This window comes from Brevundimonas sp. AJA228-03, assembly GCF_017795885.1.
In the GTDB taxonomy this organism is placed as follows: Bacteria; Pseudomonadota; Alphaproteobacteria; order Caulobacterales; family Caulobacteraceae; genus Brevundimonas.
The window spans coordinates 2,915,013-2,928,646 of the sequence record NZ_CP059297.1; the positions used below are offsets into that span (position 1 = coordinate 2,915,013).

A 13,634-nucleotide genomic window follows, 5' to 3' on the forward strand; every position below is an offset into this window, starting at 1 on the left:
CCCACGTCATCCGATCAGGCTCCGGGCTGATGGCGTGTTCGAACGCGCGGCCGGGGCATGGCTACGGTCATGACCGCTACCGCGCCCGCGGGCATTGAGCATCTGGGCCATCACCGTCCGGTCGGCGGGCTTCAGCGTCTGAAGGATGGCGATGGTGTCGGCCTCCAGCATCTCGCGACCCCGGACCTCGGAGGCGCGCGATTGATCCAGCAGGGCGGTGACGCGGGCGGCGTCCATGGGCTCGGCCGATGCGGCCGCGATCGCCTGACGTCTGGCCTCGCGTGAGGCCTGGAATTCGGGGCGGGCCCGCTGGGCGGCGGCGCGCAGGGCCTGGCGGACCGGCGCACGCGCCTCCGGGCTGAGCCTGTCGATCATCGCGCGGCTGGACGGGCGGCCCGCTCCATCCGCATCGTCCCGGTGGGGCCTGCCGCTGTCCTGGCGTGACAGGACCGAATAGGCGGCGGTCGCGGCGAACAGGTTCACGCCCACCGAAACGGCCAGGGCCGCGCCCAGAACCATGGCCAGGGTCCAGGTCTTCATCCCGGCACCATGGTGTCGTCGAGGCCGGGGGCGAGCGCCTGTTCCAGCACCAGATCGGTTTGCTGATCGGCCGCCATCTGGCTGCCAAGAGTGGTGCCGAACAGCACCCCCGCGCAGGCGGCGGCGGCCCAGCCAACCCCGCCGATCCAGAACAGGCGGTTCAGCGCTGCGGACAGGCCTTGCCGCGCCTTCAGCCCGGCTGCGGCCGCCGAGGCGATGACCCGATCCCGCAGGGCCGTCGATACGGCCGGCCGGGGCGAGCTATCCAGAGCGGCATCCAGCTGACGCGCCTCGAACAGGGCCCGCTCGGCCAGGGACCGATTCGCGGCCGACCAGGCGCGCGCCGCCGTGGCATCGGCCACGGGCCACCGGCGCAGGTCCCCGCCCCAGATATCGGCCAGTGCGCGCAGCCTCGCCTCGTCCATCTCTTCTCTCCTCATGCCCGTCACGGTTCAGCGCCGGGTGCCAGGTCCGACAAGGTCTGGCGCAGGGTCCGGCGGCCCCGCGACAGAAGACTTTCCAGCGCCTCGACGCTGATATCCATCAGGCTGGCGGCCTCGATATTGCCCAGCTCCTGATAGTGGCACAGCACGATGGCCTCCCGCTGACGCTCCGGCAGTTTCGCCAGCGCCCGGTTGACCCGGTCGCCCAGTTGCGCAGCCAGCAGGCCCCGATCCGGCGCCGGTCCCGGATCGGGCCGGTCCGGCGGCGTCCCGGTCGTGGTCGGGACCTCGCGCCGTTTCCGCAATCGGTCGTAGCAGAGGTTCAGCCCGACCCGGTGCAGCCAGGTGTCGAACCTGGCCTTGCCCGGCTGCCAGAGCGGCGCCTGTTTCCACGCCCGCAGCATGGCGTCCTGGGCCACGTCCTCGGCCTCGCCGACGTCGCCCAGCATCCGCTGGGCCAGAGCCAGCATGCGCGGCAGCTTCCGGGCCACCATGGCCTCGATCGCCGCCGGGTCGCCCTGACCCACGCGGCGCACCAGATCCTCGTCGGGGTCGACGATCGCGCCCAATCGGTCCCTTTCCGGACAGGAGAGAGAGTCGGACGCGCATCGTCGACCCCGCCATTCACCCTACTCCGAAGGGGCCGTCGATGGCGACGACGTTCCGGCGGTGCGGTTGGCCATCCGCGCGGCGCGACGCTCCCGACGGGCCTCGCGCATCTCGCCCCGGGCGGTCTGACGTTCCCGGGCGGTTACATAGCCGTCGCCGTCCTTGTCCAGACGGGCGAAGGCGGCGGTGATGCGGGCCTCGACATCGGCGATGGCCACCGGTCCGCGCGTGCCGCGCTCGGCACCGCCCCTGCCCGCTCCGCGCCAGCCGCGATGCTCCCCGCCCCGCCCGTGGCCGCCGCGCCCGGCGCGCTCGCCGCGCTGACCCGCGGCCGAGATGAACTCCTCGCGGCTCAGCATGCCATTGCCGTCGGTGTCGGCCGTGTCGAAGCGGGCCGAGACCTGCTGGTTGCGGCGGGTGTCGATGCCGGAGCGCATCTCCTCGGCCGAGACCGAGCCGTCGCGGTTGGCGTCCACGGCCGTCAGGCGTGCCACCCGGCCCTGAACGAATTCGTCACGGCTGATACGGCCGTCGGCATTGGCATCCGCGCGCATGCCATGCGGTGCCGGTGTCGCCGTCTGGGCGACTGCGGCTCCGGCGAGGATGGCCAGGACGCCCGCGGCGCCCGTAACCAGAAGGATCTTTCTCATGATGTCGTCTCCGAAAGGGGTGCGCCATGCGCTGACCCGATGTTGCCCACCGACACATTCAACGCGGGTCGTCAGGGAGTCCGTCGCGGGGCCGTCGTCAGGGCAGGACGCGCCGTCCGGAGGCATCGACGACCACCGCTCCGTCCTCCCTGGTGAAGGGCTTGAGGCCGTCGGACGGCAGCAGGTCGAGGACGGCTTCCGAAGGCCGGCAAAGCCGGACGCCGAGCCCGGACACGACGATCGGGCGATTGAGCAGGACCGGCTGCGCTCCGATCGCATCCAGCAGCCGGTCGTCGTCCAGCCCGGGATCGCCGAGGCCAAGATCGGAGAACGCCGCTTCCTTCGCGCGCATCAGCATCCGGATCGGAACACCGGCGCGCGCCGCCAGATCGACGATCATGGCCCGACTGGGCGGCGTCTTCAGAGACTCGATCACATGGGGTTCGATCCCGACGTGACGGATCAGGGCCAGGGCATTGCGGGACGTGCCGCAGGCTGGGTTGTGATAGATGACGACGTCCATCAGGTCGCGAGTCCTCCGGGGGGTGGCAGGGCCTTGTCGAAGGCCTTGCGCGCCGCCTTGCGCGTTCGCTCCAGCCGCCGGACCAGCGCCTTGAAGTCCTTTTCGCCGGCCGCTGTCGCCAGCCGGGCGTGGAAGGTGGCGGGTTCGGCCTCGACGTCGGCGCGGTCGTCGAAGGCGCAGGCCAGCAGCTGGGACAGACCCTGCTGCAGGGCCCAGGCCTCGTGCAGGGCCTTGTCGGAGGCGAGTTGCTCCAGCGTCGAGACGCTGAGCGCGGTGCCCCTGCCTGCAGCCTGCAACTGCCGGAATTGACCGACGAATTCGGCGTCGACCAGCCCTCCGGGTACCAGCTTCAGGTCCCAGAAGCCCGAGGCGCGGCGTTCGCGCGCCATCAGGTCGCGCATGGCGCGGACCTCTGCGGCGACATCGACGCCCGGACGCGGCCGGCGCAGGGCCTCCTCGATGGCCTGGGTCACCTGCGACCCGAAGGCCGGGTCGCTGGCCCAGGCGACGCGGGCGCGGGTCAGGGCCATGAACTCCCAGGTCGCGGCCTCCCCGGCATAGTAGGCGCTGAAGCCCGACAGCCTGACCGACACCGGTCCCTTGGAGCCGGAAGGGCGCAACCGCATGTCGACCTCGTACAGCCCCCCCTCTGCCGTGCGCGCCGACAGGGCTGAGATCAGCCTCTGGGTGAAACGGACATAGAAGGTATCCGCCGACCAGCCCCGGGTCCCGGACACCGCATCGGCAGGCGCATCGTACACGGTCATCAGATCCAGATCGGACCCCGCCGTCATCTCGCCAGACCCGGCCTTGCCCAGTGCGATGACCGCGACCGCGCCGGGAAAGGTCCCGCCCAGCCGTAGCGTTTCGGTCAGGGCTGCGGCCGACAGGGTGCGCATGACGGCATCGGCCAGGTTGGTGAAACCCTTCCCCGCCGCCTGTGGGCCGACCCGGCCGGTCAGGGTCTGCATGCCGATGCGGAAGGCCTGCTCGCGATGCAGGCGGCGCACGGCGTTCATGGCCCCCTCGAAGTCGCCGGCCGCCTTCGCCTCCTCGTCCATCTGGTCGAACAGGCCGGTGTTGACGCCCAGCTCGGTCTCGAACCGCACGTCCAGCATGGAATCCAGCGCCGCCGGATAGCGCCCCAGGGTCCGCGCCAGCCGGGGGGCGAAGGCCATGACGCCGACGATGCGCTCGAACAGCTCGGGCTGGTTCAGGAACAGGGCCTGGATCTGTACCCCCGCCGACAGGCCCGAAAAGAAGACCGAGAACCGTCGGAAGGCCGCGTCCGCCGCGCCCGTCCGCGCCAGCGCCGTCAGCAGGCGCGGGGCCAGCCGCGTGAACAGCTCGCGCCCCCGGACCGAGCGGGTCGCCGGGATGCGGCCGTGGTGCCAGGACCGGATCGTGTCGGCGACGTTCGAGGGGTCCGGGAACCCCATCCGCTGCAGCGTCGCCAGGGTCTCCGGGTCGTTGTCCACCCCGGTGAACACCAGGCTGCCGAACGGCGAGGACAGTTCCTCCTCCCCCTCGAACAGAGCCCCGTAGCGCCGGTTGACGCCCAGCAGCACCGCCTCGACCCCCGCATCGAAGATCGCCAGGTCGCCCGCCCCCGCCAGGGCCGCGACGGCCGCGCGGCGGACGGGATCGGCGGGCAGGACGTGGATCTGTTCGTCGTCCAGCATCTGGATCCGGTGTTCCAGACCGCGCAGCTCGACATAGGCGTCGGTCATCCCGGCAGCGACCCCGGCGGGCAGATGGCCCCTGTCGACGAGGGCCGCCAATGCATCGACGGTGCGGGGTTGGCGCAGGCCGGCGTCTCGCCCGCCCAGGATCAGCTGCTGGGTCTGGGCATAGAATTCGATCTCGCGGATGCCGCCGCGCCCCAGCTTCAGGTTCGCCCCGGCCGCCTCCAGCCCCTCGCCGGTCTTGTGGACGTGGATCTGTCGCTTGATCGACTGGATGTCGAGCACGGCCTGATAGTCGAGGCTGCGTCGCCAGACGAAGGGGACCATCTCCTTCAGGAACGCTGTCGCGGCCTCGAAGTCCCCGCAGATGGCGCGCGCCTTGATGAAGGCGGCCCGCTCCCAGTTCTGGCCGACGCTCTCGTAATAGTCCAGCGCCATGGGGACGGCCACAACCGGCGGCGTGGACGACGGATCGGGCCGCAGCCGCAGATCGACGCGGAAGACATAGCCGTCTGCGGTGCGCTCGCTCAGCAGGGCCGCGACCCCTTGGGCCACCCGGTTCATCAGCCCCTGCGCCTCCGTGCCCCCGGCCAGGACGGGGGCCAGCCGCTCGGGATCGAAGAACAGGCTGAGGTCGATGTCGGAGGAATAGTTCAGCTCGAAGGCGCCATGCTTGCCCATGGCCAGGCCGAACAGGCCCGGAATGGGCCCGCGCGTGTCGGCGGCGGGGGTCAGCAGTTTTCCCCGTCGGCGAAGGTCCTCGGCCACGCCGGACAGGGCCGCGCGGCTGGCGACATCCGCGAACCGGCTGAGCGCGCCCGTCACCCGATCCAGATCCCAGACACCGCCCAGATCGGCGAGCGCCGTCAGAAGATGCAGCTCGGCCTTCAGGTGCCGAAGGGGGGCCCGCATGTCGTCGGCCCCGCCGGTCAGGGCGATGGTGCGGGCGATGAGCTCGGCCAGCCGGTCGTCGACCGGATCGGTCAACACAGCCCGCAGGATCGCGGGCCAGCGCCGGGCCAGACCGAACAGATAGGGCGAGGCGGCGAAGGCCGGGACCAGGGCGGGCCATGCCGCGTCGAACACATCGCCCCATCCGCCTTCGGCCGCCAGCGGGGCCAGCCGGTCCCTCGCCCGCTCTGCCGCGTTCGCGTCGACCACCGGACCGCACGGTGCGATCCGTCGGCCCAGCGGCAGGTCGCTCACGCCACGCTCGCAGGCGGCAGGATCAGGGCGACGCGGAGGCCGGGACCGAAGCCGCCGTATTCGCCCGGACCCTCGTCCAGCTGGATGCGGCCCATGTGCGCCTCCATCACGGCACCCACCAGCGACAGGCCCAGCCCCGATCCGGCCTCGGTGCGGGAGTTGTCCAGCCGCACGAAGCGTTCGATGACCCGACCGCGATCCGCCTCGGGCACGCCCGGTCCGGTGTCGGTGACCGAATATTCGATCTCGCCCGAGGAGCGACGACGCGCACGCAGCATCACCGCGCCCCCGACCGGGGTATATTTGATGGCATTATCGATGACGTTGGCCAGGGCCTGGGCCAGGAAGGGCCGCCCGCCCTCGATCATCAACCCGGTCTCGATCTCGGCGGAGAACTCCAGCCCCTTGTCCTCGGCGGCGGGCTCGTACAGCTCGGCCATGTCGGCAGCCAGGTCGGCGGCGTCGAACACGGCGGCGTCGGGAATCCGCCCCGCCGCAGCCTGCAGCCGGGCGATGGCCAGGACGGTGTTGAAGGTCTTCAGTAGGGTATCGGCCTCGTCCAGCGCGATGCCCAGGGCCTCGACGCCCGAAACCTTGCCATTGTCGGCGTCGATCAGGGCGACCTCCAGCTTGGCCCGCATCCGCGTCAGCGGCGAGCGCAGGTCGTGGGCGATGGCGTCGCCCGCATGCCGGATCGAGGCCATCGACCCCTCCAGCCGGTCCAGCATGTGGTTCAGGCCGCGCCCCAGCTCGTCCAGCTCGTCGCCCGACGCCTTGACCGGCACACGAGCCTTGAGATCCCCCTCCTCCACGGCCGTGACGACGCGGGTCAGCCGCGCCATCGACCGTTCAAGATTTCGGCTGATGAGGAGCCCGCCGCTGAGCCCCAGCAGCAGCACCATGCCCATGGCCGCCCACAGCGCCTGGGTCAGCCGGTTCAGATAGGCCTCGGTATCGCCGAGGCTCTCGCCGACGATCAGGGTCTCGCCACCCGACAACCGTGAGGTCACAGCCCGCACCTGGGGCCGGATCACGCGCCCCTCGGCGTCGATGTCGGTGAAGGGGAAGGTGATCCACGCGCCGTCCTGCGCCGTCGGCTCGAAGGGATTAACGCTCAGGCTGCCGGTGATCGGCATCCCGCTTCGGTCGATCAGCTGGTAGACGAAGGCGTTTCTGCTGATCGAACGATCGATGACCGCCATGTTCAGCGCGTCGATCCCGCGCGTGTCATAGATGCCCCGCAGGGTCAGCAACTCGCCCGTCACATCCGCCTCAGCCTTGGCCTGCGCCTCCGTCGCCGAGGCGATGTAGACATAGGCCAGGATCGCGCTCGCCGCCGCCGCGAACAGGGCGAGGAACAGCAGCGTCAGGCGAAAGGGCGTGCGGCGAAAGAGGGAGGGAAGCTGCATCGCTTAGTGGCGAGTGGCGAGTGGCGAGTGGCGAGAGCGGAAACGAGCAGCAGCGCACCCTTGGACCCGAGCGCAATCAGACCATATCGCCGGCCGCGACCAACTCGCCACTCGCCACTCGCCACTCGCCACTGGCTCAAGCCTCCAGCCGGTACCCCGCGCCCCGGACCGTCTGCAGCATGGCGCGATCGAAACCCTTGTCGATCTTGGAGCGCAGGCGGCTGATGTGGACGTCGATGACGTTGGTCTGGGGGTCGAAATGGTATTCCCAGACCTTTTCCAGCAGCATGGTGCGGGTCACCGACTGGCCGGCATGACGCATCAGGAATTCCAGCAGCTGGAACTCGCGCGGCTGCAGGTCGATCTCGGTCGAGCCGCGATGCACGGTGCGGGCAATCAGGTTCATCTCCAGGTCGCCGACCTTCAGCACGGTCTGCACCCCGCCCGTCTCGCGGCGGCGCGACAGGGCCTCGACCCGGGCGATCAGCTCTGCGAAGGCATAGGGCTTGACCAGATAGTCGTCGCCCCCGGCCTTCAGCCCCACGACGCGGTCCTCGACCTCGCCCATGGCCGACAGGAACAGCACCGGGGTCTGGTCGCCGTCCTTCCTCAGGGTCTCGACCATGCCGATGCCGTCCAGCCGGGGCATCATCCGGTCGACCACATAGACGTCGTAGTCGCCCTTCTGCGCCTCCAGCAGGCCATAGGCCCCGTCGATGGCGTGGGACACGGTGTGGCCGCCCTCGGTCAGGCCCCGCACCATTGCCTGGGCCGCCTCGGCGTCGTCCTCGACAACCAGAATTTTCATGGCACCGCCCTCCAGACGCAGATTCGCCGCCGACGGTAGCCCATCGGCGGCGAACTTGGGAGTTACGGCTTGTTCAGGGTCGGGACGATCACTTGTCCTCGAGTTCCAGCACGAACGGCCGGTTGCCCTGCGGAACGCGGAACATCAGCAGCACGCTGTCGCGATTGGCAGTACGCAAGGCCGCGATGACCCCGCGCAGCTCGGCGACGCTGGCCACCGGTCGGCCGTTGGCCTGGGTGATGACGGCACCGGCGGGGATCTGGGCCCTCCCCGCCCGCGACGTTGCCGACACCCCGGTCACGACCAGTCCGCGGACGCCCTCGTCGATCGAATAGCGAGACCGAAGGGCCTCGGTGATCGGCGCGACCGTCATCCCTTCGATGACTTCCCCTGCCAGAGGTTGCACGCGATCCGGGCGAACCGTCTGGTCCTCATCGGCTCCGTTCGCCTGGGCATTGACGTCTGCCGGGCGGGTCCCGGACCGGACATTGATCGTCTGGCGACGGCCTTCGCGGAAGATCTCAAGCCGCAGGACATCGCCCGGCGAGGCCTGTCCCACGCGACGGGTCAGTTCGGTCGAACTCGTGACGGGCTGGCCGTTCAGGGCCACCACGACGTCGCTTTCGCGCAGCCCGGCCTCGGCCGCCGGGCCGCCGGGCGTGACCTCGGCGATGAAGGCGCCTTCCTGTTCTGCAGGAAGGCCCAGCGGCTCGCGATAGTCTTCCGGCAGGTTCTGGATCTGGACGCCCAGATAGCCGCGCTCTATCGCTCGGCCGCTCATCAACCGATCCGTCACCGACTTGGCGATCGAGGCCGGAATGGCGAAGCCGATGCCCACCGAGCCGCCGGTCGGTGAGAAGATCGCGGAGTTCACCCCGATCACCCGGCCGTAGATATCGAACGTCGGCCCACCCGAGTTGCCCCGGTTGATGGCGGCATCGATCTGCAGATAGTCCGTATAGGGCGTCGACCCGTCGCCGATGTCGCGGGCGCGTGCCGAGACGATCCCGGCCGTGGCGGTGCCGCCCAGGCCGAAGGGGTTGCCCACGGCGATGACCCAGTCGCCGACGCGCGGTTCGGCCGCTTCCTCGAAGCTGACGAATTTGAAGTCCGATCCCTCGACCTTCACCACGGCCAGGTCCGTATCCTTATCGCGACCGACCAACCGGGCCTGAAGTTCTCGCCCGTCCGACAGCTTGACCATAATTTTGGTAGCGTTCTCGACGACGTGATTGTTGGTCACGATGAAGCCGTCGGCCGAGATGAAGAAGCCGGACCCGGCCCCTTGGGCCGTCCGGGGCTCCTCGTCCTCATCGGGCTGCTGGGTCTCGGGGGCCTGGAAGCCGAAGCCCGGCAGGCCGGGGATGGGGATCATGCCGCCGCGCGGGCGCTCGACCGGGGTCTCGACATCGATCTGGACCACGGCGGGCGCGACCTGTTCGAAGATGTCGGCAAAGCTGAGCGGCGCGCCCTGCGGCGGGGCGAAGGCCAGGCCCGCTCCGGCCGAGGGGATCAGGCGTCCGGCGGCGGTCGGCCGTTCGGCCGCATTGGCACCCGGCCAGTCGATCACGCCCCCGGCGGTCGCCGCGGCGGCGAAGGTCAGGCCGACGGCGGCCCCCAGGATGAATTCCTTGCGTTTCAGCATCGGTCTCTTGCGATCCTTCAATGGACCCCTTGCGGGTGTCCGTTTCGCCTTTGGATATAGGACGATGGCGACTTTCGCCAACCTCCGCTGTTTGACGATTCTACCCGTCTAGCGCCCGTCGTGAGGCGCGCTTGCGTCAGGATCGGGGCGAACCGTTTCCGTTTGGAGAAGATCGGCCAGCCGACGCTCCTCATCAGGCGAAAGCGGTGGGGATTCCACGGTCTGGCGGCGCGTGAAGGCAATCAGCGCCAGCCCGCCCAGCACGACCAGCATCAGCGGCCCGAACCACAGCAGCCAGGTCCCCTCGCGCACCGGCGGCGTGAACAGGATGTAGTCGCCATACAGCCTGACCAGGTCGGCGCGGACGGCGGCGTCGGTATCGCCCGAGGCGATCTCCTCGCGGATGCGCTGGCGCATGTCGCCGGCGATGCCCGCCGGGCTGTCGGCGATGGACTCATGCTGGCAGACGACGCAGCGCACGTCCTTGAACAGGGCCTGGGCGCGGGCTTCCTGGGCGGCATCGGGCAGGGGCCGGTCGGGTGCCGCGGCGGGCTCGGCGGCCAAGGCGGGCGCTGTAATCATGCACAGCATAGCAATGATGAGCGAAAGAAGCACCGTCGCTCCCCCTCCGCTCATCCCCGCGAAAGCGGGGACCCAGTGCTTTCGTGGCGCAGGGTGCGCAGGATCGCGCTCAATAAGGACCTCATGGGAGCCCCTCCCCCACAGGACTGGGTCCCCGCTTTCGCGGGGATGAGCGGAAGTCTCGATGTTCATGTCGCCACCGCCTTCCTGCGCCCTCCGACGGCCAGCCTCAGCCTCCGGTCGAACAGGCTCAGCAGGCCGCCCAGCGCCATGATGAACGGTCCCAGGAAGATCAGCCGCGCCCACGGATTGACATACACCCGCACCGTCCAGGCGTTCTGGCCCTGGGCCCCCGCGCGGCGCTCGCCCATGACCACATAGACGTCGTCCAGGCCCCGGAAATCCAGACCGACCTCGGTCGTCGTCTGGCCGCCCGCCGGGAAGAACCGACGCTCGGCGGTGATGGTGCGGGTCTGCGGGCCCGCATCGACCGGGGCGACCGTCAGCGTGCCCCGCTCGGCCAGATAGTTGGGCCCCTCGACGACCTCGACCTTGTCCAGGGTGACCCGCCATGGCCCGGCGGTCACGGTCTGGCCGATGGAGACGGGGGCAGCGGCCTCGACCTTGAATCCGGTCTCGATCACGGCCCCCAGGACGAAGACGCCCAGACCGGCATGGGCCAGGGTCATGCCCCAGGCCCCCAGCGGCAGGCCCCGCGTGCGGCGCAGGACCTCGGCCAGGGGGGCCTTGAACAGCCGGACCCGCTCGATCACCTCCGCGAGCGCCCCGAAGATCAGCCAGGCGCCGATAGCGAGACCCCCTGCGGTCAGGGCCTTCTTCGGCTCGAACGCCAGCCAGCCGACGAATCCGGCACCGATGGCCAGGGCTCCGGCGACGGCCAGACGCTGGATCGCGCCCCGGGCATCGCCCCGCTTCCAGGCCAGCAACGGCCCGGCCGGCAGGATCAGGAAGGCGACCAGCATCAGGGGCGTGAAGGTCAGGGCGAAATAGGGCGGGCCGACCGAGATGGTCGCGCCGGTCGCGGCCTCCAGGATCAGGGGATAGAGCGTACCCAGCAGGACGGTGACGGCCGCGACGGTCAGGAACAGGTTGTTCAGCACCAGCGCGCCCTCGCGGCTGATCGGGGCGAACAGACCGCCGCCCTTCAGCTGGGGTGCCCGCCAGGCGAACAGGGCGAAAGCGGACCCGGCGGTGAAGCCCAGAATGGCCAGCAACATCATGCCCCGCTCGGGATCGACGGCGAAGGCGTGAACGCTGGTCAGGACGCCGGAGCGCACCAGGAAGGCACCCAGCATCGACATGCTGAAGGCCAGCAGGGCCAGGAAGACGGTCCAGCCCGCCAGCGCCCCGCGCCGCTCGGTCACCACGGCACTGTGAAGCAGGGCGGTGCCCGCCAGCCAGGGCATGAAGCTGGCGTTCTCGACCGGGTCCCAGAACCACCAGCCCCCCCAGCCCAGTTCGTAATAGGCCCAGAAGGAGCCCAGTGTGATGCCGCCGGTCAGAAAGACCCAGCTGGCCAGGGCCCACGGTCGGACCCAGCGCCCCCAGGCGGGCCAGAAGCCGGAGAAGGCCTTGCCCTCGATCAGGGCCGCGACCGCCAGCGAGAAGGTCACCGAAAACCCGACATAGCCCATGTAGAGAAGCGGCGGATGGAAGGCGAGTGCCGGGTCCTGCAGCAACGGGTTCAGCGACGCCCCCTGGATCGGGGCCGGATCCAGCCGGCTGAACGGGTTCGAGGTGAAGACAGCGAAGGCCAGAAACAGGGAGCCGAGCGCGCCCTGCACGCCGACGGCCGAGGCCTTCAGCCCGAACGGCAGGCCGCGCGCGCGCGTCAGGGCGGCACCGAACACCGTCATGACCAGGCACCACAGGACCAGCGAGCCCTCGTGGCTGCCCCAGGCGGCCGCGACCTTGTAGAGCATCGGCTTGTCGGTGTGACTGTTGGAGGCCACATTGGCGACCGAGAAGTCGGAGGTGGCGAAGGCGAAGATCAGCGCGCCGAACGCCAGCGCCACGGCTCCGGCAGCGGCGAGTGCGGCCCCTTCGGCACCGCCCGCCAGCAGCGGACTGCGGCGCGTCCGGCCGACCGCGGACAGCCCCGTCTGCAGCACCGACAGGGCCAGGGCCAGGACCAGGCAGAAGGACCCGAATTCAACGATCATGAGCGGGCGGGCGTCTCGGGCCGCCATTCGCCGTCGGCCTTCAGGCGGTCCGCGACCTCACGCGGCATATAGCGTTCGTCGTGCTTGGCCAGAACCGTGTCGGCGTGGAAGGTGCGGTCGGGCTGGAACGACCCTTGCGCCACGACCCCCTGCCCCTCGCGGAACAGGTCGGGCAGGTCGCCGCGATAGACGACGCGGGTGGTCGCCTTGTTGTCGGTGACGGCGAAGCTGACGTCCGCTCCGTGCATCCGGACGCTGCCGGTCTCGACGAGGCCACCCAGACGGATGACCCGGCCGGTCGGGGCCTTCTGCTCGGTCACCTCGGACGGCGAGAAGAAGAAGGTCACACTGTCCTGCATGGCCCACAGGGACAGGCCGACGGCCAGAGCCAGCACGGGCGCGGCGGCCGCCACGACCCATAGACGACGCCGGGCCTTGGGCGATTTGGGAAGCCAGCTCATGGGTGCGCGAAACCGGTCAGATCGGAACAGGATGCTGCGTATAGACCCGCATGCGGGCGGCACCAACGGGTCATCCCGCCGCTGCCAGCCGGGCCACCAGACCGGCACGGCGCGGGTCGGCCGGATCGAGCACGGCGATCAGCGGGCCCCACATTTCCCGCGCCCGTGCCGGGTCGCCGCGCGCCAGTGCGGCCTGCCCCAGGAAAAAGCGCGCGCCCAGCTGATCGGGATCGCGCCGGATGGCCTCGACGAAGGCGGCTTCGGCGTCCGTGCCGACCGTGCCCTCATTGGCGCGGACCAGGCTTTCCCCCAGACGCGACCAGCTCTGGGCGTCGTCCGGCCGGATCTCCAGCGCCTTGCGGAAGGCCGAGGCCGCGCCGATCGGATCCTCGGCCTGGAAGCGCGCGGCCCCGAGCATGGTCAGGGCGGTGTGGTTGCCGGGATCGCGCTTGACGGCGCGGGTGAGGACGGCCGCCATCCGGGGCGCGTCGAGCGTCTCGGGCGTCGCGGTCCATTCGTCGATGCGCCGCTCATAGGTCTGGTCCGGCAGACCGGGGGCACCGAAGACGAAATACAGGCCCAGGGCGACGACGGCGGTCGCCCCCAAGGCTGACATGACGATGGTCCGGTCGCGCGATCCGACCTGCACGACGGGCTCCGGCCCCGAATCGGCCAGAAGGCGACGCGCCGCCTCGGCCCGCGCGCCGGCATAGGCATCGTCGTCCAGCAAGCCGCGTGCCTTCAGGCGGTCCAGCTCCGCCAGCTCTGCGGTCGCGGTGTCGGACGGCACCGGAACCACCGTCCGTCCCTGTCGGGCCGCCGTCAGCACCAGCCATCCTGCGAGCGCCGTGGCGAACCCGGCCAGAGTCCAGAATACGATCATCCCGGCG

At 70.2% G+C, this 13,634-nt stretch carries 13 protein-coding genes; all 13 read right to left on the minus strand.

Going from position 1 to position 13,634, the window contains the following annotated elements; translation table 11 throughout:
• Positions 1-6: 6 nt before the first annotated feature.
• On the minus strand, positions 7-540 hold the full coding sequence (locus tag HZ989_RS14575; protein WP_209321516.1) for a periplasmic heavy metal sensor: 534 nt from the start codon (positions 538-540) through the stop codon (positions 7-9).
• A complete protein-coding gene (locus HZ989_RS14580; RefSeq protein WP_209321517.1) occupies positions 537-965 on the minus strand; it encodes a hypothetical protein in 429 nt (142 codons plus the stop codon). Before HZ989_RS14580 ends, HZ989_RS14575 begins: the two co-directional genes overlap by 4 nt.
• Before the next feature lie 20 nt (positions 966-985).
• A complete protein-coding gene (locus tag HZ989_RS14585) occupies positions 986-1,552 on the minus strand; it encodes an RNA polymerase sigma factor (RefSeq protein ID WP_209321518.1) in 567 nt (188 codons plus the stop codon).
• Positions 1,553-1,612: 60 nt separating this feature from the next.
• Positions 1,613-2,242 carry an EF-hand domain-containing protein gene (locus HZ989_RS14590; RefSeq protein ID WP_209321519.1) on the minus strand — a complete coding sequence of 210 codons (630 nt, stop codon included), beginning with the start codon at positions 2,240-2,242 and terminating at the stop codon, positions 1,613-1,615.
• 97 nt (positions 2,243-2,339) lie between these two features.
• Positions 2,340-2,765: an arsenate reductase (glutaredoxin) gene (gene arsC / locus HZ989_RS14595; protein ID WP_209321520.1), complete on the minus strand. Its 426-nt coding sequence runs from the start codon at positions 2,763-2,765 to the stop codon at positions 2,340-2,342.
• Entirely contained in the window at positions 2,765-5,656 is a 2,892-nt protein-coding gene (locus HZ989_RS14600; RefSeq protein WP_209321521.1) for a bifunctional [glutamine synthetase] adenylyltransferase/[glutamine synthetase]-adenylyl-L-tyrosine phosphorylase, read from the minus strand. Before HZ989_RS14600 ends, arsC begins: the two co-directional genes overlap by 1 nt.
• Entirely contained in the window at positions 5,653-7,065 is a 1,413-nt protein-coding gene (locus HZ989_RS14605; protein ID WP_209321522.1) for a HAMP domain-containing sensor histidine kinase, read from the minus strand. The genes HZ989_RS14600 and HZ989_RS14605 overlap by 4 nt, the downstream gene beginning before the upstream one ends.
• Positions 7,066-7,201: 136 nt before the next feature.
• On the minus strand, positions 7,202-7,873 hold the full coding sequence (locus HZ989_RS14610) for a response regulator transcription factor (protein WP_209321523.1): 672 nt from the start codon (positions 7,871-7,873) through the stop codon (positions 7,202-7,204).
• 88 nt (positions 7,874-7,961) lie between these two features.
• On the minus strand, positions 7,962-9,518 hold the full coding sequence (locus HZ989_RS14615; protein ID WP_209321524.1) for a Do family serine endopeptidase: 1,557 nt from the start codon (positions 9,516-9,518) through the stop codon (positions 7,962-7,964).
• A 108-nt stretch (positions 9,519-9,626) separates the two neighbouring features.
• The gene (locus HZ989_RS14620; RefSeq protein ID WP_245162390.1) at positions 9,627-10,082 is read right to left on the minus strand and encodes a cytochrome c-type biogenesis protein; all 456 of its coding nucleotides are present in this window, start codon (positions 10,080-10,082) and stop codon (positions 9,627-9,629) included.
• A gap of 206 nt (positions 10,083-10,288) precedes the next feature.
• A complete protein-coding gene (locus HZ989_RS14625; RefSeq protein ID WP_209321526.1) occupies positions 10,289-12,283 on the minus strand; it encodes a heme lyase CcmF/NrfE family subunit in 1,995 nt (664 codons plus the stop codon).
• Positions 12,280-12,744, minus strand: a complete 465-nt coding sequence (ccmE, locus tag HZ989_RS14630; RefSeq protein WP_209321527.1) for a cytochrome c maturation protein CcmE — start codon at positions 12,742-12,744, stop codon at positions 12,280-12,282. Before ccmE ends, HZ989_RS14625 begins: the two co-directional genes overlap by 4 nt.
• A 70-nt stretch (positions 12,745-12,814) precedes the next feature.
• Positions 12,815-13,627 (minus strand): c-type cytochrome biogenesis protein CcmI, encoded by an 813-nt coding sequence (gene ccmI, locus HZ989_RS14635; RefSeq protein ID WP_209321528.1) that lies wholly within the window; start codon positions 13,625-13,627, stop codon positions 12,815-12,817.
• Positions 13,628-13,634 lie beyond the last annotated feature (7 nt).

Excerpts from the sequence above, each read along its gene's own strand:
- HZ989_RS14575 (WP_209321516.1), bottom strand. The coding sequence starts at position 540 with ATGAAGACCTGGACCCTGGCCATGGTTCTGGGCGCGGCCCTGGCCGTT.
- HZ989_RS14580 (WP_209321517.1), bottom strand. The coding sequence starts at position 965 with ATGGACGAGGCGAGGCTGCGCGCACTGGCCGATATCTGGGGCGGGGAC.
- HZ989_RS14590 (WP_209321519.1), bottom strand. The coding sequence starts at position 2,242 with ATGAGAAAGATCCTTCTGGTTACGGGCGCCGCGGGCGTCCTGGCCATC.
- arsC (WP_209321520.1), bottom strand. The coding sequence starts at position 2,765 with ATGGACGTCGTCATCTATCACAACCCAGCCTGCGGCACGTCCCGCAAT.
- HZ989_RS14605 (WP_209321522.1), bottom strand. The coding sequence starts at position 7,065 with ATGCAGCTTCCCTCCCTCTTTCGCCGCACGCCCTTTCGCCTGACGCTG.
- HZ989_RS14610 (WP_209321523.1), bottom strand. The coding sequence starts at position 7,873 with ATGAAAATTCTGGTTGTCGAGGACGACGCCGAGGCGGCCCAGGCAATG.
- HZ989_RS14615 (WP_209321524.1), bottom strand. The coding sequence starts at position 9,518 with ATGCTGAAACGCAAGGAATTCATCCTGGGGGCCGCCGTCGGCCTGACC.
- HZ989_RS14625 (WP_209321526.1), bottom strand. The coding sequence starts at position 12,283 with ATGATCGTTGAATTCGGGTCCTTCTGCCTGGTCCTGGCCCTGGCCCTG.
- ccmE (WP_209321527.1), bottom strand. The coding sequence starts at position 12,744 with ATGAGCTGGCTTCCCAAATCGCCCAAGGCCCGGCGTCGTCTATGGGTC.
- ccmI (WP_209321528.1), bottom strand. The coding sequence starts at position 13,627 with ATGATCGTATTCTGGACTCTGGCCGGGTTCGCCACGGCGCTCGCAGGA.